Annotated in this window: 19 protein-coding genes; 5 read left to right on the forward strand and 14 right to left on the reverse strand. The window is 44.7% G+C overall.

Annotation, left to right across the window (positions count from 1 at the left end; translation table 11 throughout):
• Positions 1 to 13: 13 nt before the first annotated feature.
• On the reverse strand, positions 14 to 1,000 hold the full coding sequence (locus DMO16_RS11425; protein ID WP_129477541.1) for a LacI family DNA-binding transcriptional regulator: 987 nt from the start codon (positions 998 to 1,000) through the stop codon (positions 14 to 16).
• 233 nt (positions 1,001 to 1,233) lie between these two features.
• Here DMO16_RS11425 and DMO16_RS11430 point away from each other — a divergent pair, with 233 nt between their 5' ends.
• Both DMO16_RS11430 and DMO16_RS11435 read left to right on the forward strand, forming a co-directional pair.
• Entirely contained in the window at positions 1,234 to 1,956 is a 723-nt protein-coding gene (locus DMO16_RS11430; protein WP_061967281.1) for an amino acid ABC transporter ATP-binding protein, read from the forward strand.
• 79 nt (positions 1,957 to 2,035) lie between these two features.
• Positions 2,036 to 3,384, forward strand: a protein-coding gene (locus tag DMO16_RS11435) for an IS3 family transposase (protein ID WP_129474832.1) whose coding sequence is annotated in 2 segments (ribosomal slippage) — positions 2,036 to 2,495 and positions 2,495 to 3,384 — 1,350 coding nt in all. Because the reading frame shifts where the segments join, the coding sequence is not laid out codon by codon here.
• A 58-nt stretch (positions 3,385 to 3,442) separates the two neighbouring features.
• Here DMO16_RS11435 and DMO16_RS11440 read toward each other — a convergent pair.
• The 9 genes from DMO16_RS11440 to DMO16_RS11480 all read right to left on the reverse strand — a co-directional run bounded on the left by DMO16_RS11440 (position 3,443) and on the right by DMO16_RS11480 (position 16,601).
• The gene (locus DMO16_RS11440; RefSeq protein WP_129477544.1) at positions 3,443 to 4,999 is read right to left on the reverse strand and encodes a glycine betaine ABC transporter substrate-binding protein; all 1,557 of its coding nucleotides are present in this window, start codon (positions 4,997 to 4,999) and stop codon (positions 3,443 to 3,445) included.
• A complete protein-coding gene (locus DMO16_RS11445; RefSeq protein WP_061967276.1) occupies positions 4,989 to 6,140 on the reverse strand; it encodes an ABC transporter ATP-binding protein in 1,152 nt (383 codons plus the stop codon). The genes DMO16_RS11440 and DMO16_RS11445 overlap by 11 nt, the downstream gene beginning before the upstream one ends.
• A 138-nt stretch (positions 6,141 to 6,278) precedes the next feature.
• On the reverse strand, positions 6,279 to 8,672 hold the full coding sequence (locus tag DMO16_RS11450) for a YhgE/Pip domain-containing protein (RefSeq protein ID WP_129477546.1): 2,394 nt from the start codon (positions 8,670 to 8,672) through the stop codon (positions 6,279 to 6,281).
• Between the two features lie 157 nt (positions 8,673 to 8,829).
• A complete protein-coding gene (locus DMO16_RS11455) occupies positions 8,830 to 9,399 on the reverse strand; it encodes a TetR/AcrR family transcriptional regulator (RefSeq protein ID WP_129477548.1) in 570 nt (189 codons plus the stop codon).
• 84 nt (positions 9,400 to 9,483) lie between these two features.
• Entirely contained in the window at positions 9,484 to 10,737 is a 1,254-nt protein-coding gene (locus DMO16_RS11460) for an ATP-binding protein (RefSeq protein ID WP_129477550.1), read from the reverse strand.
• Positions 10,738 to 10,849: 112 nt separating this feature from the next.
• Positions 10,850 to 12,271 (reverse strand): protoporphyrinogen oxidase, encoded by a 1,422-nt coding sequence (hemY, locus tag DMO16_RS11465; RefSeq protein ID WP_129477552.1) that lies wholly within the window; start codon positions 12,269 to 12,271, stop codon positions 10,850 to 10,852.
• A gap of 5 nt (positions 12,272 to 12,276) precedes the next feature.
• Positions 12,277 to 13,215, reverse strand: coding sequence for a ferrochelatase (gene hemH, locus DMO16_RS11470; protein ID WP_129477554.1), 939 nt, complete (start codon positions 13,213 to 13,215; stop codon positions 12,277 to 12,279).
• 5 nt (positions 13,216 to 13,220) lie between these two features.
• Complete coding sequence (hemE, locus tag DMO16_RS11475) at positions 13,221 to 14,258, reverse strand: uroporphyrinogen decarboxylase (protein ID WP_425590070.1); 1,038 nt, start codon at positions 14,256 to 14,258, stop codon at positions 13,221 to 13,223.
• 222 nt (positions 14,259 to 14,480) lie between these two features.
• Entirely contained in the window at positions 14,481 to 16,601 is a 2,121-nt protein-coding gene (locus DMO16_RS11480) for a transglycosylase domain-containing protein (protein ID WP_061971375.1), read from the reverse strand.
• A 237-nt stretch (positions 16,602 to 16,838) separates the two neighbouring features.
• On the opposite strand from DMO16_RS11480, the gene DMO16_RS11485 reads away from it, so the two are divergent.
• Entirely contained in the window at positions 16,839 to 17,333 is a 495-nt protein-coding gene (locus tag DMO16_RS11485; protein ID WP_129477558.1) for an antibiotic biosynthesis monooxygenase family protein, read from the forward strand.
• A 141-nt stretch (positions 17,334 to 17,474) separates the two neighbouring features.
• Positions 17,475 to 18,365 (forward strand): diacylglycerol/lipid kinase family protein, encoded by an 891-nt coding sequence (locus DMO16_RS11490; protein WP_061967259.1) that lies wholly within the window; start codon positions 17,475 to 17,477, stop codon positions 18,363 to 18,365.
• Between the two features lie 11 nt (positions 18,366 to 18,376).
• Here the strand turns inward: DMO16_RS11490 and DMO16_RS11495 are convergent, their stop codons facing one another.
• The 3 genes from DMO16_RS11495 to DMO16_RS11505 form a co-directional block, all read right to left on the reverse strand.
• Positions 18,377 to 19,060 carry a phosphatase PAP2 family protein gene (locus DMO16_RS11495; protein ID WP_061967256.1) on the reverse strand — a complete coding sequence of 228 codons (684 nt, stop codon included), beginning with the start codon at positions 19,058 to 19,060 and terminating at the stop codon, positions 18,377 to 18,379.
• A gap of 77 nt (positions 19,061 to 19,137) precedes the next feature.
• Positions 19,138 to 19,476 carry a DUF3243 domain-containing protein gene (locus DMO16_RS11500; protein ID WP_061967254.1) on the reverse strand — a complete coding sequence of 113 codons (339 nt, stop codon included), beginning with the start codon at positions 19,474 to 19,476 and terminating at the stop codon, positions 19,138 to 19,140.
• 13 nt (positions 19,477 to 19,489) lie between these two features.
• Positions 19,490 to 20,014, reverse strand: a complete 525-nt coding sequence (locus DMO16_RS11505; RefSeq protein WP_061967250.1) for a type 1 glutamine amidotransferase domain-containing protein — start codon at positions 20,012 to 20,014, stop codon at positions 19,490 to 19,492.
• A gap of 141 nt (positions 20,015 to 20,155) precedes the next feature.
• Between DMO16_RS11505 and DMO16_RS11510 the strand changes: the two genes are divergently transcribed.
• Positions 20,156 to 20,587, forward strand: coding sequence for a ferritin-like domain-containing protein (locus DMO16_RS11510; protein WP_061967247.1), 432 nt, complete (start codon positions 20,156 to 20,158; stop codon positions 20,585 to 20,587).
• A 61-nt stretch (positions 20,588 to 20,648) separates the two neighbouring features.
• Here DMO16_RS11510 and DMO16_RS11515 read toward each other — a convergent pair whose 3' ends face one another.
• Positions 20,649 to 21,401: an EcsC family protein gene (locus DMO16_RS11515; protein ID WP_061967245.1), complete on the reverse strand. Its 753-nt coding sequence runs from the start codon at positions 21,399 to 21,401 to the stop codon at positions 20,649 to 20,651.
• Between the last annotated feature and the right edge of the window lie 23 nt (positions 21,402 to 21,424).

Below are 21,424 nucleotides of genomic sequence, written 5' to 3' on the forward strand. Positions count from 1 at the left end.
TGCTCTTTACAGATCAGGTAGACCGCCGTTTAATGAGCTCAAAATCCAGCTTAATTTCCTTTTTTTCACTTGGCAGTTTATGTTGAATGATATCAATCATTTGCTTCATTGCCTGCTGTGCCATGTTCTTAATCGGCTGCCTGATCGTAGTTAAACCAATCAAATCTGCAACTGGCTGATCATCAAAGCCGATGATGGCCAAATCGTTTGGTACATCCCATTTGTGATTAAGAGCTTCCTTCCAGATTCCTGCCGCCACTTCATCACTTCCAGTAAAAACCGCTGTCGGCCGGTCATTCATTTTCGCGATTTCGTTGAAGACCCGCTTCCCATCGTCAATACTATAAGCATTTGTGAGAAACCAATCCTCGTTCGTAACAATGCCTGCCTCTTCCAGTGCCTTTTTATACCCCGTGTACCGGTCGGATGCAACCCGTGACGCGTGGTTGTTTCCTGAACAATAGGCGATCTGGGTATGGCCCTGCTCAATAAGATGACGGGTCCCGATGTATCCCCCCTCAATTTGGTCAAGATAAACAGTTGGTACCTGTGCCTGGTCGTTGTACTCGTTGCATAACATGATGGGACCGTAGTTCATATAAGGCTCAATACTGCTCCATTCATTTTCAATCGATGTGAGGATCAGACCGTCTACCTGCTTTGTTTTTAACAATTCCAGATAATTGATCTCCTGATTGCGGCTGTAGCTTGTTTGGCAGAGAATAAGCTGATAGCCTCTGTCTGAAGCATAGTTTCCCATCACTTCTACCATTTGACTGAAGAACGGATTTGTAATTCTGGGAACATATACAGCAATGGTTTCTGTCTGCTGCTTTCTGAGCCTCCGGGCAGAAGAATTTGGGACATAATTTAACTCTTCCATCGCGTTCATAACCAATCGTTTTTTTTCATCCGTTACATACGGATGACGATTGATTACTCTGGAGACAGTCGTTCTCGACAGTCCGGCCAGCTTTGCTACATCTTGGATAGTTGCCATTGCGTTTCTCCTTCAATTTAACTATGAAATCGAAATCATGAAACCGTTTCCATAGATAAAGTATAGGTGATATCGCCTATTAGGTCAACGACTTTTCAGAAAATTATTATAATGTTTTTGCAGCTGTTGTTAATTCATCGCATTCTTGCTATCTAACAGGTATAATCAAACTATCATCTGACAAAGGTTATAGAGAGAACAAGAAGAGAAAAAAAAGGGGGAACGCACTCTTTATGATAAAAGTACGAAATTTAAAAAAATCGTTTGGCGATCTCGAAGTGCTAAAAGATATTAATTCCGAAATCAAGGAACGGGAAGTGGTCTGTGTTATCGGTCCATCAGGATCGGGAAAAAGCACGTTCCTTCGTTGTTTGAATAAGCTCGAAGATATCACTGGCGGAGAAGTCATCGTCAATGGCTACAACCTGGTTGATCCAAAAGTAAATATCAATCTTGTCAGACAGGATGTCGGCATGGTATTCCAGCAGTTTAATCTTTTTCCGCATAAATCGGTAATAGAAAATGTAACTCTCGGACCGATTAAAGTACGGGGAATGGCTCCTGCCAAAGCGAAGGAAAAAGCACTTGAGCTTCTGGCCAAGGTTGGATTGAAGGATAAAGCATCCAGCTTTCCCGGCCAGCTTTCAGGCGGCCAAAAGCAGCGTGTCGCAATCGCGCGCGCACTTGCAATGGATCCGAAAATCATGCTTTTTGATGAGCCCACATCCGCTCTGGATCCCGAGATGGTTGGTGAAGTGCTTGAAGTCATGAAACAGCTCGCAAAAGAAGGGATGACCATGGTCGTTGTCACACACGAAATGGGCTTTGCCCGTGAAGTTGGTGACCGCGTTATTTTTATGGATGGCGGCTACATTGTCGAAGAAAATGTTCCTTCGGAGCTATTCGGCAACCCTCAGCACGAACGCACGAAATCTTTCTTGAGCAAGGTATTGTAAGACAACAAAAAACAGCCCGGCATAATGAACTGCACCCCTTTTGTTAGACACATCTAACAATAGGAGGTGCAGTTTTTTCATGACCAAGTATTCTTTGGAAACTAAATTAGCTGCTGTTCATGCTTATCTTCAGGGGGGAGATTCCTTTAAAGAAACCGCTTATAAACACAGTGTGACTTCATCAATGTTAAAAGAATGGGTGGCCAAGTTTCGAAAACACGGAGAAATGGCTTTTCAAGAATCATATACAAATCATTCTATCGAGTTTAAAATGGACGTACTTCACTATATAAACGAAACGGGAGTATCTATCTCAGAAGCTGCCGCCCATTTCAACGTGGCTTCTCCCAGCACCGTTTGGAATTGGTATCAACTTTTTGAAACGCAAGGGATTGAGGCTCTTCGATCAAAGATAAAGGGGCGTTCATCCATGAAAAAAGATTCAAAAAGAAAGCAGCCATCAGAAGGATCCGTCGAAGCTCTACGAGCTGAAAATGAGAGATTACGTATGGAGAATGCATACTTAAAAAAGTTACAAGCCTTAATTCAAGAAGAGGAAAAATCACAGAACAAGTCAAAGCGGAAGTGATTGATGAGTTAAGGCATGAATATAAAGTCATTGACCTCGTTGAGGTCGCAGGCATTCCACGAAGCACGTATTATTACTGGATGAAACAAAAGAATCGTGCAGATAAATATCATGAAGTGAAAGCTGTTATTCAACAGATTTTTAATGAGCACCAAGGTCGATATGGCTATCGTCGGATCCGATGGGAATTACAAAATCAAGGCTATTCACTTAATCATAAAACTGTCCGTCGCTTAATGAATAAAATGAAGATCAAGTCTCTGGTGAAGGTGAAGAAATATCGCTCCTATCGTGGAAATGTTGGAAAAATCGCTCCAAATGTTATAGCACGTAAATTCCAAGCAGCGAAACCGAATGAAAAGTGGGTAACCGATGTGACGGAAATTCAATTACATGGTGAAAAGCTATATTTATCGCCAGTTCTTGACCTATATAATGGAGAAATCGTTGCCTATCAGATGGAACACCGTCCGGTTTACTCTTTGGTTTCAAAGATGCTGGATAAGGCATTCAAACAATTGAAAGAGAACGATGCCCCCATCCTTCACTCTGATCAGGGATGGCATTATCAAATGAAACGGTACCAGCATGCATTGAAAGAAAAAAATATAACACAAAGCATGTCCCGTAAGGGCAACTGTCTTGATAACGCCGCCATGGAGAGTTTCTTTGGCTTATTGAAAAGTGAATTGCTTTATCTCAAAGAATTTGAAAGTATGGAACACTTTAAAAAAGAATTGGAACAGTATATCGATTACTACAATAAAAAACGGATAAAAGCAAAATTAAAAGGCATGAGCCCGGTTCAATACCGGACTCATGCCGAAGTAGCTGCTTAAAATTTCGTGTCTAACTTTTTGGGTTCAGATCATAAATGCCGGGCTGTTTTTTGTCCAATTACTTAATTAACTTTTTCTTTTTAAGAAAATCCCTTGCGACATCTCTGGGCTCTTCTTTATCGATATCCACCTTGGCATTCATTTCGGCCATATCTTTATCGCTTATTTTTCCTGCAAGCTCATTGACTGTGCTTTTGAGTTTCGGATACTTCTTCAGCGTTTCTTCACGGACAATGGGCGCTGCATAATAAGGAGGAAAGAACTTTTTGTCATCCTTTAAAAGCTCCAGGTTATAGCGTGGAATCCTTCCGTCCGTTGTAAATGCAGCGATCGTATCCACTTTTCCGTTCTTAACCGCCGCGTACATCAAGTTTGGATCCAGGCTTTTTTTATCTTTAAAGTTAAATTTGTAGGCTTTTTGAAAACCAGGGTATCCATCCTGCCGCTCAAAAAATTCCGTAGGGGCTCCAAATGTGACCTCAGAAGATTTATCTGCAAGCTCAGATGTGGTCTTTACCCCGAGTTCCTTGTACTTTTGCGGCCTTACAGCAATGGCATAGGTATTCTGGAAACCAAGCGGCTTTAGCCAGTCCAGCTTGTATTTCTTTTTGTAGCCTTCTTTTACACGTTCATACGTTTGGTCTGCGGAGATGTCAGGGGAATATTCCTCTTTTAAAATATCCATAAAAGCTGTACCTGTGTATTCCACGTACATGTCGATATCTCCCTTTTTTATCGCCTGAGTCAGAATCGCTGTCTCTCCGAGTCCTTCTCCCACATCCATTTTATAATCGGTTTTGTCTTCCACGTATTCTGCAATGACATACGGAAGTATATATTGTTCCGTCCATTTTTTTCCGGAAATTTTGATTGCATCTTCCGTTGTTCCCCCTCTGAGAGCAAAGAACAATAGCACTGCTGTCACGGGAACAAGAATAATCCCCACCTTCTTCCAGGAAAACTTTTTACGCCCGACAGGATTGGAGGCAATCTCAATCCGTTTTAGTAAATAGTCGATGACAAGAGCAAGAAGTGCTGCAGGAATAGCCCCGGCAAGCACCAATTCGTTTCTTGTGGTGGAAAGACCCCTGTATATGAGGTCACCGAGCCCTCCTGCTCCGATAAAGGCGGCAAGTGTAGCCACACCTATAGTCAATACCGTCGCTGTACGAAGGCCGGCCATAATAATCGGCATGGCCAGTGGAAGTTCGATCATTCTCAAGATCTGGTTTTTGGTCATTCCCATCCCCCGTCCGGCTTCCACGGCGGACTGATCGACCCCTGTAATTCCGGCGTATGTATTTCTTAAAATAGGAAGCAGGGCATAAACCGTCAGGGCGATAATTGCGGTTGTGCTTCCGATGCCAAACAAAGGCAATAAGAAACCGAACAGCGCGAGACTCGGAATGGTCTGAAAAATCGCTGTGACTCCGATCACCGGTTCGGCTACTCTTGCTCTTCTTGAAATAAAGATGCCAAGGGGAATGGCGATAACAGCAGCGATGATAATGGAAACCAGTGATAAAAACAAATGCTGCTGAAGGCCTTCCCAAATATCCGGCCAGCGTGTCTGGAACGTATCAGCAAGTGTTGAAAGGAAGTTTTTATTGTTCATCGGCCGTTGCTCCTTCCTGTCTTCCGGTGATCTTCAAGCCCGCAAGGCCGCGCATCATCGTAGAACGAGTGATCAGGCCAGCCAGTATTTCTCCGTCCAGCACAGGTATAAATGGGGATTTTTTTGTGGCAAAGATCTCTGCCACATCCGTATACGGTGTTTCTACAGAAACCGAATCAAAATCTGCTTCCATAATGTCTGCCAGCGTTTTGTCTTCCTCGTTGTAATGGCGCTCAACCGCATCAACCGTCGCAATTCCGAGTAAATGGTTGGCTGAATTGGTGACCAGCAGGCTGTCGACTCTATATCGTTTCATCATTTTTAATGCTTCGGCCAGTCCCCTCGTGGGTTTGGCTGTTACTACTTTTTCGATCATCAGGTCCGTGGCTGTGGGTTGCTCATTGGAGGCTTCCTCAAGTCTTTGCTCGCCAATAAATCCTTTCACAAAATCATCGGCAGGATGACGCAGGATTTTTTCAGGGGTGTCAAACTGAATGATTCTTCCTTCTCTCATGATGGCAATCCGGTCAGCAATCTTCAGTGCCTCATCCATATCATGGGTTACAAACACAATGGTCTTTTGAATGGTATCCTGCAGCTTTATCAATTCATCCTGAAGCTGCTCCCTGCTGATGGGATCAAGTGCACTGAAGGGTTCGTCCATTAAAATGACCGGTGGTTCGGCCGCAAGCGCCCTGATGACCCCGATCCTTTGTTGCTGTCCGCCGCTTAACTCTGCGGGAAATCTGTCTCGGAACGTCTCGGGTTCGAGCCCCACCAGGTTCAAAAGCTCATCCACCTTCCCCTCGTACTCTTCTTTTTTCCATCCCTTCAACCTGGGTACGAGCGATATATTTTCACCGATGGTCATATGCGGGAGCAAACCGATTTGCTGGATAACATAGCCTATGTTCCTGCGAAGCTGAACCGGGTCCTTTTCAGATATATCTTCTCCGTTGATCATGATGGTTCCGCCGGTTGGTTCAATCAGACGGTTGATCATTTTCATCGTAGTGGTTTTCCCGCAGCCACTGGGCCCGATCAGAGCAACGAGTTCACCCTTTTCAATATGGAACTCTATGTTTTTTAGAGCTTGAAACCCATCCGGATATGTTTTTTCCACATTTTTAAACGTAATCATATTCCACCCCTTCTTTCTTTATATATCTTTTGTCCTATGTATGTTTCCCTAATTGATCAAGCTAGAAACCAAGTTAGCAAGCAAACCATCAGCAATAAAAAAAGCAGCCCTTTCGCTTACGAAAGGACCGCTTTACTATTAAATAGTATTCGCTGCGTTCTCGTCATTTTTGAACTTTTTCATTTTAAAGGCAAAGAATAGAAGAGACGCTGCAAGCATCGGCACCATAAAGTAGCCCAGTATAATGGCATTTTGCCACATCAGGCTGTAATCTCCGGTGGTGATGACTGCTCTTAACCCTGCGATGGAATAGGACATCGGCATAAAGGAATGAACCGTCTGTAAAGAAGAGGGAATCATTTCAGTCGGGAATGTACCTCCGCTCGACGTCAATTGGAAAATCAGCATCAGGATAACGATAAATCTTCCCGGATTTCCCATGGATGATACCAGAAACTGTATGATCGCCATGAACGTTAAACTGATGATGATACTGAAGACGATAAACCTTCCTGTGCTCTGTACTTCCAAATCCAGTCCCTTGAGCAGGATGAAATCTGCAATTAATGCTTGAATAATTCCTGTTACCGCCATAAAAGCATATTTGCTGAAGAACCAGCTGAAGGCGTTTTTAGGCTTAACCGCAGGTTCGACCAGCGGAAAGACAATGGTAAGCATGAGTGCACCCACAAAAAGACCAAGGGAAAGGAAGTAAGGGGCAAGCCCTGTACCATAGGTCATATCCTTTACAGTACTTGCATTAAGGGCTTTGACCGGATTGGATATCATTTTAATCTCATCGTCAGTGGCTTTCGCTTTTCCGGCTTTGTCCGCTGCCTTGTGAAGTTCCCCGGCAAGCTCCTTATTGCCCGAATGGATGGAATCCACTCCGGAAGCCAAGTCTCCGGCGCCTTTATTCAACTCCTGGGCTCCTGCACTTAGTTTCCCTGAACCGTCCTTGGCACTTTGAATACCTTGGGTTAAATCGATGCTTCCTTGGGCTAATTTGGATTGGCCTTCATTTAGTTTGCCCACATTCTCAACAAGTGATGGCCAACTTTTGGCCAGGCTGCCTGTTCCTCCACTTACTTGTGCAGAACCGGCCGCTAATTGATCGGCTCCATTCTTTGCTTCACCAATTTTGGACATAAAGGTTTTTGTGCCATCCAACAGTTTTTGCTGGCCTGCTGCGAGCTGATCAATGCCCTCCACCAAATTTTTCTGACCGGTATGAAGGGTTCGGACACCTTGCTGAAACAATGACTGTCCTTGTTGAAGCTGATTCGCGCCTGCTGACAGCTCATTTGCTCCTTCTTTAAGAGGAAGCGCACCGCCCGCAACTTTTTGGGTTCCCTGACTCACCTGCTTACTGCCTGCTTCAAGAGCCGCAACCCTTGCCAGGATTTCTGCTTTTGGCATATCCGGATTCTTTTCTAAATCGGCTTTTAAGGATGAAAGACCATCGCTTACTTTCGCTGCTCCTGCAGCCGTTTGGTCGGCACCGTCTTTAAGTGAAGATGCACCTGCTGAAAGTTCACCAGCACCTTTCTTTAAACGTTCTGCGCCAGCCAGCAGATCTTCTCCTTTTTCATCAAGCGTTGCGGAACCTGCATAAACCGCTTGAGCACCAGATTTCAGCTCGTTTGCCCCCTGGGCGGATTGCGTCTGACCGGATGTGATTTGACTTCCTTTTTCGTTTAACTCACCCAAGCCTGCAGCAAAACGGTTTGTACCCTGGGTAAACTGCTCCGCTCCGTTATTCAGCTTCTCGATATCGGAGGTTTGCTGCTTCATTCCTGAATACAGCTTTTCTGTGCCGTCCTTGGAAGCCTTCAACCCTGATGACAGCTGTGAAGAACCTCCCTCCAATTCTCCAAGTCCGCTTTCAAGATCTTTTGTTTTATTGGACAGGGTTTCTGTGCCTTTCGCCAAATCGTGCGAACCCGTGGAGGCTTTTGAAGAGCCCTGTGCCAGTTTTCCTGCTCCATCAGAAGCTTTCTTAAACCCATCTCCCATTTCATCTATCTTATCAAATATAACGCCGGTATAGGTTTTGGAGATTTGGTTGGACAGCTTGTTTTCTAGCTGTTGTACCCCTTTTTGACCAATTTGGGATGCCAGATAGTTATATCCCGAATTGGTTTTGTATGTTAATTGCAGCTTGTCCGGATGGGGACCCATTGCTGTCTTGGCTTTTTTTGAAAAATTGTCCGGAACCTCAATTACTGCATAATACTTATTCTCTTTAAGTCCGTTTTCCGCTTGTTTTTTTCCTACAAACTCCCATTTAAAATCGGGATTATCCTTTAATTCCTTGACGAGGTCATCCCCAATCTCGAGTTTTTCTCCATCCATTACAGCACCTTTGTCCTCGTTTACAACAGCGACAGGCAGCTGATCGGTATGGGAATAAGGATCCCAAAAGGCCCATAGATAGATGCCAGCATAAAGAATAGGAATAAATAAAATAGCCGCCACTGGTATCAGTAATTTCGGTTTGCTCAGGACGGATTGAAATTGTTTCCAAACCATGTGTTCTCACCTCAGTTAATACATAATGACTATTTTAGTCATATGGTCATTTTCGTTTAAAAAAAAGAGATCTTTTTAAAAAGATCGCTGCAAAACTGACTAAAATCAAAAATTGGTCATTACTAAAAATACCACGAGTTTATCCGGTTTGCAACTGTTACTTTCTTAAACCGGTAATGAGGGTATTTTCAAAGATGTCGGCGATTTCTTCCTTGCTTAACGGCTTGTGCTCCATTTCCCAGTCAAATACAAGTGATACATACATCTTTAACATGACATAGGAAGTAATTTCTGTATTACATTTCTTAATTTCACCTTTTTCGATTGCCTTTTCAAGCTCTTGCCTGATGAATGACATCACCGCTGTTTCCAGCATGTTGCTTGCCTCTTTTACAGCAGGAGTATTCATCTCTCTGCCTTCCTGCGAAATTTTGATGGCAAGCTTGTGAGACTTGCGAAAGTCAAGAACGCCATAGAGGGCAGCATGAAGGTTTTCATGAAATAGACGTTCTTGCCGGATCGCCTCCACCGCTACATGTTTAATTTGCTGAACAAGGTCTGATACAATTTCTTTAAAAAGCTCCTCTTTGTTCTCAAAAAAAGTATAAATCGTTCCCTTTCCAACATTGGCAATTTTCGCTACCTGGTCCATTGTGGTTGCCTTGTAACCAAACAATGTAAAAGACTTTGCAGCAGCTTCTAAGATATTTTGTCTACGATCAACCATGGGCACATTTCCTTTCACTGACCATTTTTTAGAACTGGTCAATTCCTCACTTTACCATGTAACCGATCTTTATACAAGATTCATTTAAGGAGAAGAAACAGGCAATGTAAGCAAGACTCTCGTTCCCTCCAGGGCTTTGCTTTCAAATTGTACACTGCCTCCGATTTCCCTGATCAGCCGGTTAATAATCATGGTTCCGAGGCCAGTACCTTTTGTTTTTGTGGTGTAAAAGGGCAAACCGATATTTTGAAGCTCTTCTTCCGTCATTCCTATGCCATTATCCTCAATGACAAGCGTAACGGAGTTTTTCGAAGAAGAGTGCTTATAGATATCAATCTTTCCTTCTTTCCCCTCTGTGGCCTCGATGGCATTTTTTATAATATTAATCAAACACTGCTTGATATGCTGGGAATCTCCGACAATCTTGTAAGGCTGCTCTGTTTCTTTATAGTGAATAGAAGCACTATGCAAAGCACCATATGGAGTAATGAGCGCCAGCGTATCATGAACCACTTCATTCAAGGAAAGAATCGTCAGCTCCGGAGCGGAAGGTCGGACCAGCGTAAGATAATCCGTAATAATTTTATTTGTACGGTCAAGTTCTCCCAAAATAAGCGGTGAAAATTCCTTGAGTTTCTTATCCTCCGTGTCTTCCGCTAAAAACTGAATCAGTCCCCGCACCGTGGTCATTGGATTTCTCACTTCATGGGCAATAGCTGCAGCCATTTGCCCCACGACCGACAGTTTATCAAGGTAAACGGTTTCTTCCAGTCTCATGTTCACCGCAGTCAGTCTTTCAATCAACAAAATAGTAGAGAAAAAAGAAATATGAAAAAAGATAAAATACACCCAGTAAAAACCAGCAGGCAAAAAGTTTAACCGGTTATGGATGATCATCATATAAATGACCGTATAAATGGAAGCAATCACGATGCCTGCTTTCCATTTCTTTTTGTTCTCTGTAAAAAATCCCTTGTAGGCTGCCGCAATAATGAATGCGATCAATGCCAGCCCTACACCAACCATTGCAAAATTCCCGCCAATAAACAAGCGTGCCGCACAGACAAACAAGGTACAAATAACTCCAGGGAGCAGTCCTCCGTATAAGGTGGCCACCATAATTGGAACGTTTCGTAAATCAAAGACAGAATCCTGAAGCGTCTGGATTGGATAGACCATGCAAAGCAGAGCACATGCAGTCGCGATCATGCCATAAATGCCTTTCATGCGAAGGGTAAACTCCCGCCTGATCATAAATGGAATCAGCGTGTTGGCTAAATAGGTCAATAAAAACACAATCGCAATATTCACAAACAATGGCTGTAAAAAGTCCCTCATTTTATTAAATCTCCTTCAAAAATCCCTATACCACTATAGAATTATACTGAAATAACCGTTTAAAAGCGAGAGACACCGGCAATGCGGGAAAAAAATAAAAAAGCGGCAGGCGCTAATGGGCCGACCGCAAATTTTTAACAATATGCATTACTGCTTTTTCAGCTGAAGCCACACAATCGGGAAGCCCCACCCCTTCATAGGAAGCACCTGCCGCATAAACACCGGGAAAATGCTCCGAAAGGTTGGCCTGCAGCCTTTCCCATTGCTGCTTATGGTTGACTTCATATTGAGGCATGGATTGAATCCAGCGGGACACATAATAAAATTCCGGTTCAGCGGCAATATCCATGATGATATTTAAATCCTTCAATACGGTTTTCAATATCGTCTCATCCGACTCAAAAACAATATCCTGATTGTTGGCCCGACCCACATAACAACGCAGCAGCACCATTCCTTCAGGCGTAGTATGCGGCCATTTCCGATGAGTCCACGTGCATGCGGTAATGGTTGTGGGCTCTTTTCTGGAGATAACAAATCCTGTTCCGTTAATATCCATTTTCAATGCTGAAACAGGAAAAGCCATCGCTACTGTTGCTACAGAGGTAGATGGGGTTGCATGGAATCCATCTACTCTCAATTGTTCCGGAAGCAGATGTTTAGTCACCGAATAAGGAGAAGCCAAAATCACAGCATCCGCATGTGTATTGGTTCCATCCTCCAAATCGATCCGGTATCTGCCTGTTTCTTCCCTTGCCACGCCTGACACCTTTTTATTTTTCCAAATGCTTTCCGGTTCCAGTTGTTCCTCAATTCTTTCCACAAGCGATTCAAGCCCGGAAGACAGCGTGAGAAACTGCCCTTTTTTCTTTCCATACGCACCCGGACGGTCGGACGGCTTCGGAATGTTTTGTTTCATACCAAGAATAAGGCTTCTTGATTTTTTTTCAACATCCTGAAACTGCGGAAATGTCGATTGCAGACTCAGCCGGTCGATGTCGCCGGCATAAATGCCCGAAAGCAAAGGTTCGATCAAATTCTCCACCACTTGGTCACCCAGCCTTCTCCTGAAAAAGTGGCCCACCGAAATGTCGGTGTCTGCTTCTTCACGCCGTGGAAGAACGAGATCAAGCGCGGCCCTGGCTTTGCCAGCCGGAGAAAACAATTTGGTTTTAATAAAGGGACCGACTTTCGTAGGAACACCCATAACCGCGCCTTCGGGAATGCGATGAAGAGCCCCCCCGGACATCACATAAGCTTGTCCGGTTTCATTGTTGACCAGTTTGTCAGCTAGTCCTGCCTGCTCAATCAGACGTGTCATGCTTTTTTTCCGCCCAAGGTAGGAGTCCGGCCCCCTTTCGATCACAAACCCTTCGCGATGAATGGTTTTGATCTTTCCGCCAAGCCGGCTTGAAGCTTCAATCAATGTATAGGTTACCGGAAGGCCTTTTTCCTTCTCTTGCTGCAGGTAGAAGGCTGCCGTCAGGCCGGTTATTCCGCCGCCAATTATTACCACATGCTGCCGTTTGGGCATGATTATCACTTTCCTTCTTGGGTTAAAGCTTCTGATACAACATCAGCGAGTGCGCCAATAAATTCATCCTTGGCATTCGGCATTGCCGGGCGGTAATAATTTACGCCCAGTTCTTCGGTTACAACCTTGCACTCATAATCATTATCAAACAAAACCTCGAGGTGATCAGCAACAAAGCCGACCGGGCAATACACATAGGATGTATATCCATGTTCTTTATATAAATCTCTTGTTAAATCCTGTACATCGGGACCGATCCAGGGTTCAGGCGTATTTCCCGCACTTTGCCAGCCGATTGTATAATGAGGAATTCCAGTTTTGACCGCGATCAAGTCGGCTGTTTCTTTCAGCTGATCGGGATAAGGGTCTCCCATTTTCAAAATCTGTTCAGGCAGGCTGTGGGCCGAAAAGATAACGACTGTTTTTTCTTTTTCGGCCGATGGAATCCCGCCCATGACCTTATTAATCTCCGTTACCCAATAGTCTATAAATTTCGGATGATCATACCACTGGTCAATTGAGGTCAGTTGAATACCAACGTTCTCTGCCTCTTCAGCGGCACGCCCATTATAGGATTTCACACTGAAGGTGGAATAGTGCGGCGCAAGAACGATGGATACCGCTTCGGTTATTCCGTCTTCCTTCATTTGCTTTACCGCATCCTCAATGAAGGGATCAATGTGCTTCAAGCCCAAATAACTTTTAAATTCCACATCACTAAAGCGGCGGTTCAGCTCCTCTTCCAGCCTCAAAGCCTGTTCCTCTGTAATTTTGGCCAGCGGGGATATTCCCCCAATCATCTCATAACGGTGTGTGAGATCCTGAAGCTGTTCTTCGGATGGCTTCCTTCCGCGGCGAATGTGAGTATAGTAGGATTCTACTTCATCAAGGCTTCGTGGTGTGCCGTAAGCCATGACAAGCAATCCCATTTTTCGTTTTCCCATTTGTGTCACCCCAATTTTTCAGAAGAGTAGTCGTGTATAAATGCGGTCAGCCGCTGCAATGTTTCTACCTGTACCTGAGGGAAAATCCCTTTCCCTACATTAAAGATGAACCCTGGCTCTTCCATTCCTTCGTCGAGGATTTGCTTGGCTTTTTCCTCAATAACCTTCCACGGAGCCAGCAAGATGGAAGGATCCAGATTGCCCTGAAGTGCTTTGGTCACTCCCATTTCTCTTGCTTCCCTTGGAGACGTTCTCCAATCCAGCCCAATCACATCGATAGGCAAGTCATTCCAATCCTGCAGAAGATGGCGTGCCCCAGTTCCATAAAGAATGAGCGGAACTCCTTCGGTGCGCAGTTCAGAGAAGATACGGTTCATCACCGGCTTGATGTAGTGTCTGAAGTCTTCGGCGTTCAGGGCACCTACCCATGAATCGAAGATCTGGAACGCCTGTGCACCTGAAGCAATCTGTGCTTTTGCATAGGCAATCGACATGTCACCCAGTTTGTCCATCAGCAAAAACCAGGCTTCCGGATCTGAATACATGAATGCTTTTGTATGATGGTAATCCCTTGATGGGCCTCCTTCAATCATATAGCTTGCGATCGTGAACGGGGCCCCTGCAAAAGTAATTAACGGCACCTCGAGCTGCTGGCGGAGAAGCTGGATCGTTTCCAGAACATAAGGAACATCCTTTTGCGGTTCAATTGTACCCAATTTCTCAACATCTTCCATCGTCCGGATCGGTGCATCAATCACCGGTCCGATGCCGGTCTTGATCTCAACATTTACTCCAAGAGCGGGAACGGGAGACATAATGTCTTTATAGAGGATGGCCGCATCAACACCGTGCTGATCAACCGGCAATTTAGTAACCTGGGCACAAAGCTCCGGGCGGTGAGTAATGTCAAAAAGCGAATATTTTTCTTTCAGTTTTCGGTATTCCGGTTGAGATCGCCCTGCCTGGCGCATATACCATACCGGTACAAAACTGTTTTCCTCTTTTCGACAGGCTTTTAAAAACTCCTCATTCATCATCAACATCAACACACCTTTCTGCTTTGAAGCAAAAGCCCGATCCACACTTTCCCTGCTTTGTGTCCCGACCTATTATGAATTCCTTTAATATGATGATAAGAAACCCGTTCGCTCCATTATCCATAAAACATTGTAAAAGAATTCACAATAAATGTATAGGGTACCGATTTAAATGTCATGAATTCGACATGCGGCCACGGACGAATGTCATTTACAGCCGGTAAAAATTTAACGGAACAGATCAAGCGCAACAGAATTGGAAGGTTCACCCTCCTGATCGGTTTGCGGATTCAGGGGCACCACGTAGAATTTAGGCAGGGTGAACAGATATCGTCCTGAAACGGTATAAGAGCCCTTTCCGGTTACTGTATCGACATGGGTGGATTCCCCGTCTTTTATTGCGTAAATCTTGTACTGGAGACGTTCATCGTCAGATGGCGTCCAGGAAAGTTTAATTCCAGGCACACCGAAACTCCCAAGAGCAAAGTTGGCTTTCAAATCACTGATTTTGATCAAATCCACTGGTGGATCGAGTTCTTTCACACCTTTTGGTTTCTTGAACGTCAGCCCCCGTTGAGACGGCATCTGGGAGATCACATCTTTAAAAAGTAGCGTCGCTTTTTCACTTGATGTGTTCAGGTAGCTTTCGTTTGTGGTTCTGTCATATCCAATCCATGCGGCTCCTACCACTTTGGGCGTGTACCCGACAAACCAGGCATCTTTGTTTGCATGAGGAACTCCTTCATAATTCGTCGTACCGGTTTTGCCCGCCAATTCTGTGCCGGCGTTTCCGGATTTTCCGGTCCCTTTTTCAACCACCTGCTGAAGCATGCGGGTCATATACCATGCGGTTTGTTTTTTAAATACTTTCTTTTCCTTATGGCTGGCCTTTCCGACAAGTTCTCCGTTCCGGTCATAGATTTTGGCAATCGCATAAGGTTTGACCGTCTTCCCTTCCCTGGCAAACGACCGGTAGGCGGCCATCATCTGATAGGGTGATACACCGTTGTCCAGACCGCCAAGCGCAATACCGAGCCCTTTGTCCGGGATATCCATGCCAAGCTTCTTCAGTGCTGCTTTAGACTGGTCGATGCCCAGCTCATTGAGAAGCCATACCGCTGGAGCATTGATTGAATCCCTTATGGCCTCGGCCATGGATACTTTGCCGCGGTATTTTCCGTCATAGTTTTTGGGCGCATAGCCTTTGTAGCTAAGCTGCTCGTCTTTAAGCATCGAATACGGTTTGTACGCCTTGGTTTCCAGAGCTGGCGCATAAACCGCAAGCGGTTTGAAGGCAGAACCTGGCTGGCGATTAACATTCACCCGGTTAAGGCCGTCTCTTAAATATCCTCTTCCTCCCTGGGCAGCAATAATACCGCCCGTGTCGGCGTCCATCATCACCATTGCGCCTTCAGGCGGCTCTTTCCCCGTTCCGACAAAATAGTCAGGTTTTAAAAAGGTTTGATACAGGGTTTCCTGTGTGGCTTTTTGCAGCGGCACAACCACTTTATAGCCGCCTTTGCGCATTTCCTCACGTGAAAGATGATATCTGTCCTTTGCTTCATCAAGCACCATATCAATATAGGTGGTCAGGGCCGGATTTCGTTCTTCTTTATGAAGATTCAGAGAGATTGTTTTGCCCTTCGCTCTTACCGCCTGTTCAGCCGTAATGAAATGATGCTTGGCCATCAAATCCAGCACAAGGTCCCTTCTTTTTTTACTGGCCTCTCTATGCTCAATCGGTGAATAGTAGCTTGGTGCTTTTGGCATTCCTGCAAGCATAGCCCCTTCTTCAAGCGTCAGATCACTCACATCTTTATTAAAATAGAATTTGGAAGCGGCCTGAATTCCATAAGCACCATGCCCAAAATAAATTTGGTTAAGGTACATTTCCAAAATTTTATCTTTGCTGTATTTTCTTTCAAGATTAATAGCGATGACAGCCTCTTTCGTTTTTCGGAGCAGTGATTTTTCATGGGAAAGAAAAACGTTCTTTGCCAGCTGCTGAGTAATCGTGCTTCCTCCCTCTACTTTATGCCCCGCGGCAATATCCCGGTAAACGGCACGGGCGATGGAGCGGAAATCAAGGCCATGGTGCTCATAGAATCTCGTATCTTCCACCGACACAAATGCATCTTTCACCTCATCCGGTATCTCTTTCCCGGATACCAGCTCCCGGTTTTCAGAATAGATCCGTGTAATGGTATTCCCCTTCATGTCCACCAGTTTTGAAGCAGAGTTCATGACGAGGTCATTCTCATCCACCACATAATCCCCGGCCATGAGTATAAATAAATAGCCCATAAATCCCGCTATAAAAATCCCGATTAATAAACCAATACCTAGCATTCCATTTTTAAACACGCCATGTACCTCTCTTTATGACAAAGTTTCCCTATCAACGTGCCATCCTGATTGCTTATTTTACTATATTATTACAGATTACGCGAAAAGAAGGATAAATCACATAATACTGCAGACGCTATTCATTAACTTAACACTCGTTTATTATTTGCATTCAGCGGGTAATTCATGAATTAGAAGCTTTCTTCCCACTACTATCTGACCAAAAAGGAGCGGTTATATATGAAGCTATTTATCACTTTCGGAACACAGCATTTTCTAGAAAAACTGCCGGAAGCCTCTCATGAACATGCCATACTGCTTGAAAGCGGAGGAGATGCGGCATTAATAGTGGAAAACGAGGAAACCAATCCTTTTGAAGAAGGACATTCATATGAAATCCTGAATTCACGCGGAAACCTGAAAAATGGTTCATTTGCCGTGTTGAACCACATCCAGGTAACCGATGAAGGACGTGCCCTCTTTGAGGAACGATTCCACCAGAGAGCGGGCCTTGTAGAAAAGGAACCCGGCTTTGCAGCGATTCGCGTATTGCGGCCAGACAAAAATGACCCTTATATCATATTGACGTTATGGGAGTCCCAATCAGACTTTATCAATTGGCAGCAATCCTCCGCCTATGCGGAAGCCCACAAGGACAGGGGCACAGGTGGCGGTCTTCCACAAACCTTGTTTTCCGGACCGTCGTATGTAAAGCAATACCGAGTACTTTCCTAAAAAAAATCATATACATTCATTCATCTAAGCCTGCAGGCATCCGTAAGCATGCAGGTTTTTCCTTATGAGAGATAAATTCTGGAAGATATGATAAATCTATAGGAGCGTGCAATTACTTTTAGGAGATGAGGAGGGGTTCATATGAAAAAAGCAGCAATTATCCTGAATCCGTATGCGGGCAACAAACAGCTCGTTGACAATATAGATGATGTGGTAAAAAAAATAGAAGAAGCCTACGGCGAGGTTATTCTCCACAAAACAAAGGATGAAGGAGACGGCGGAAGATTTCTGGCAGAGATTGCTGACGATGTGGATCTGATTATCGGAGCCGGCGGAGACGGGACGATCCACGAACTTGTCAACGCTCTTTGCCCTCTTGAAAACCGTCCAACCTTCGCCATATTGCCCGGAGGCACATGCAACGATTTTTCAAGGGCCATTGGCATGGATCAGGACCCTTTTAAGGCCGTGGATCAAATTCTCGAGAACAGAATCGAAAAACTGGATGTCGGCCATTGCAGCACAAACTACTTCCTTAACTTTTGGGGAATCGGCTTAATCACTCAAGTTTCTGCGAATATTGACAGCCAGGTTAAGGACCGGTTTGGGCGCTTGTCCTACTACCTTTCAACTGCCCAAACGGTGAAGAATTATGAATCGTTTCACCTCGAAATTGATAGCCCTGACTTCACCTATAGCGGAGATGCCTCCATGCTCATTGTCGGAAACGGCCCGTTTACCGGAGGCATTAGAGCGTTCTTTCCTGACACGGATATTCAGGACGGGAAGTTTGACATCCTGATTGTCAAAGAGCCTTCGCTACGATTAATCTGGGATGCGGTTCAATCCAAATTACTGAACACCACACCTGCCAATGAAGACCTGCTTTACTATAAAACCAGTTCACTTTCCGTGACCGCCACACCCGACCAATTGATTGACTGTGACGGAGAACGTAATGCACGAACGCCGGCAACACTCGAAAACTTGAAGAACTACTTGTCGGTTATCGTCGGCCAATTCCCGGTTTGATTCTGTTGTCCTTAAGAGTTACGCTGTTTATAAAAATAAACGGCTTCAAGTGCAGCTACGCATAAAAGAAGCCATACGAGACCAGCAGCATAACCGGCAACCACATCTGATGGATAGTGGACACCAAGATATATTCGGCTAATTCCAATCAAAATGATCACAATTCCGAAAAGAAAGCCCCAGAAGAATTTAATACCGGTCTTTCTTTTACTCCTGACAACCAAGTATCCCAGAAATCCATAATAAACTAAACTGCCCATCGCATGTCCGCTAGGAAAGCTGAAGCCCAGAGCTTCAACAATCGGATCTGTGTCGGGCCGTTTTCTTTGGAAGGCATTTTTCAGGATCAGGTTCAGCAAGCCTCCCCCGCCAACGGCAATCAGAAAAAAGAGCATTCCCCAAATATTTTTGTGTTTAAGCCATAGCCACAGCATTCCTGCTGCAACCAGAATCCCCAGCGCCAATTTCGATCCGATTTCTGTAAAAACAAGCATGACCCGGTCCATGGCTGGTGATGAATACGAACGAACAGCATCAATAATGACGGGATCAAACCCAAACGCTTCTTTTTCCAATACCTCCTCCGATAATTCGGCAAAAATCAAAAGGCAAGCTGTAGCCAGTCCAAAACCGGCCAGAAGCAAAAGCGTCGGGATGAGAGGAAAAGATACTTTTTTAATCAAACGTTTAATCATTGCGGCACCTCTTGCAAAAGAATATCTTATTAAACGAAAAAAAGCTGCCAAGGGTTTCAAAATGGCAGCTTCTTTCTCTATTGTACAAGTTTAATGAGCATATGGGCCAGTTGGTGCTTCTGCTGATCATCTCCAACCTTCCAAAGCTCTTTCAGAAGATTTTCTTCCGCGTTGCGTGGATCTTCTGATTGTGCGAGATGTTCAGCGACCTTTTGTGCCGCTTTGGCCAATGTTTCTTCATCCAATCCCAATTTTTCGCCAAGCGCTACTCTTGTGTGGAGGTAAGATTTAAATTCTTCAAAATTGTGCAGAATTTCATCTTTTCGCTCATCACTGATGCGTTCAACGGTGTCATCGACCTTGTTGAGGTTTACTGTATCGTCTTTGTGCAAAATATGTTTTTCTTCATTGCCCATGGCCTTTTTCTCCTTATCGATTTAATTTTGAAAGGATAGAGAGTGATTCTCGGTTAAACGCAGGAATATCATCCGGCTGTCTGCTTGTTACAAGATTTCCGCCGCAAACGACAACCTCTTCATCGACAAAGTTGGCGCCCGCATTCTTTAAGTCCACCTTGATGGAATTATAGCCCGTTACTTTCCGGTCCTTTAGCACGCCTGCCGTAATGAGCAGCTGAGGCCCATGGCAGATTGCAAAAATGGGCTTTCCGTTGTCTGCAAATTCTTTGGCAAAGCTGACAAAACGCTCATCATCTCTCAACTGGTCCGGAGAGAACCCTCCTGGGATAAACAGCGCATCAAAATCAGAAGGGCTGACCTCACCGATTCCTGCATCTGAAGTCACGGTTGCTTCCTGCTGTTTCCCTTTTAGTGTTTGTCCTTTTTCAAACCCGATTACCGTTACTTGGTGCCCTGCTTCCTTGTAAGCTTTAGCTGGATCGGTAAGTTCGACGTCCTCAAACAAGTTAGTTAATACAGTTGCAATTTTAGCCATCTACAATCCTCTCCTCTTCAGTAATCTACACCCTTTAACATTTCCTTTTGACAAAAGAAGTAAACCCGTTTTTTCTGGAGTTTATTACATGTTTAAATAGGGAAGTATATAGCTGAATGAATATTGGGAGGTAATGTATAAATGGAAAAAGATTTAGAAGTATTGATTGAAGGACTAAACGAAGACCTAGCCAACGAATATTCAGCGATCATTATGTACAACCATAATGCAGCCACCGTATCCGGAATTTTCCGCCAGGTTCTGAAACCGTTTTTCGAGTCTGAAATTGGTGACGAACAAGGACATGCCTTGTATCTTGCCGAGAAAATCAGCACGCTCGGCGGTACCCCAACTACCACTCCAAAAGAAGTAAAACAGGTAAATGATGTCCGCCAAATGCTGGAAGAAGCCCGCAATGCGGAGATTGATACCATCCGCCGTTATGAAGAGCGAAAAGAACAGGCGTCCAAGCTTAACATGACTGAATTGGTTGTGCAGCTGGAGGATATGATTGCGGATGAAACTAAACACAAAGAAGAAATGGATCGCTTGTTAAAAGATAATCGATTTTAAAAAACAGGAAATGCGATAAAAAGCTGCTGCTTTCACCCATTGAGGAAAGCAGCAGCTTTTTTTAAAGCCAGCCTTTTTGTTTCAGTTCATTGACTGTACGAAGTCGAAAACAGTTTTTAGCCGTCTTTCCCAGCTCATCAAGAAAGCGATAATTGGCAAAGGCGCCAACCACTGCACCAAAGCCCGGAACCATTTGCAGCATCTTCACCAAGTCAATGTGATCTCTGTAATCCTGTTGCAGTGTCTGCCAGTCAATCCCCCGCAAGTATTGCTGCTCCGTCGGGAAATCACCGGTGGTGTCCTCCCAGTTCAAAATCCGTTCAAGTAGCTCCACCCGTTTAAACGGACTGCTGTAAGCCAGCTGAAAAATATAAAGAATGTAAAGCCGCTCCCGGTAATCCTTCACATCGAACCCGTATACCCCGGCAGCATCGAACAGAAATTTCATTTTAATACCCAAAAGGATAGGGAAATCGGCAAGCCCCAGCAGGAATCCGCCCGCTCCTGTACCTGCTCCTTCCACCGCTGCTGTGCGCCGGTAAGAAACGATCAAAGCATCCGCTGTTTCATCACTTTCCCTGAGACTGCGGGGAGGCATCGGCTGTTTTTTCGAAATATACTCCGATCCGATCAATGTCCCATGCACCATGCTCTTTATACTTTTCGTGATCATCAGATGCACCTTTTCCGGGAGCATGCTGTTGAACCTATTCTGCAATTTTTTTGAGGAGCGGTCCCAAAGAGAAGGCTCTTTTCTCATCTCTTGCTCCCACCTGTGAAGCTCTGCCAAAATTTCGGTTTCATACCTGCCCATGGACTCGCCTCTTTCATGAACTT

It is taken from the genome of Fictibacillus sp. S7 (assembly GCF_004127935.1).
Lineage (GTDB): Bacteria > Bacillota > Bacilli > Bacillales > Fictibacillaceae > Fictibacillus_C > Fictibacillus_C enclensis.